Source organism: Enterobacter sp. RIT637 (assembly GCF_019718755.1).
Taxonomy (GTDB): domain Bacteria; phylum Pseudomonadota; class Gammaproteobacteria; order Enterobacterales; family Enterobacteriaceae; genus Enterobacter.
The window spans coordinates 1-554 of sequence record NZ_JAIHAZ010000140.1 but is presented as its reverse complement, the minus strand read 5'-3'; the positions used below and the strand labels follow the sequence as shown (position 1 = coordinate 554).

General features: G+C 54.0%; 1 protein-coding gene. It reads left to right on the top strand.

Going from position 1 to position 554, the window contains the following annotated elements:
• Positions 1–114: 114 nt before the first annotated feature.
• On the top strand, positions 115–554 hold a 440-nt coding region (locus tag K5E19_RS23645), incomplete at its 3' end, for a glycosyltransferase (RefSeq protein WP_221553362.1).

Sequence of the window (554 nt, the reverse complement as noted above, 5' to 3'; positions counted from 1 at the left end):
GAGACAGGAATATAAGTCTGACAGTGAATAATCGTTTTCCCTCACCCTAACCTTAATTCCCTCTTCCAGTGGGAGAGGGCAGGGGTGAGGGCAACAAGCCATCCGGGGAATAAAATGACAACACCACGCCCTTTGATCTCCATCTATATGCCAACCTGGAATCGTCAGCAGCTGGCGATCCGTGCGATTAAATCGGTTTTACGTCAGGACTATAACCACTGGGAATTGATCATCGTGGATGATTGCTCGTCATCCTTCGAGCAGTTGCAAAAATTTGTCACCGAGCTGAACGACCCGCGTGTGATGTATACCCACAACGCCACCAACTCCGGGGCGTGCGCGGTGCGCAACCAGGCGATTTTGCAGGCGAAAGGGGAGTTCCTGACCGGAATCGATGACGACGACGAGTGGACGCCCAACCGTCTGTCGACCTTCCTGGCGCATAAACATCAGCTGGTCACCCACGCGTTTCTGTATGCCAACGACTATGTCTGCCAGGGCGAAGTTTACTCCCAGCCCGCCAGCCTGCCGCTGTACCCGAAATCACCGTACTC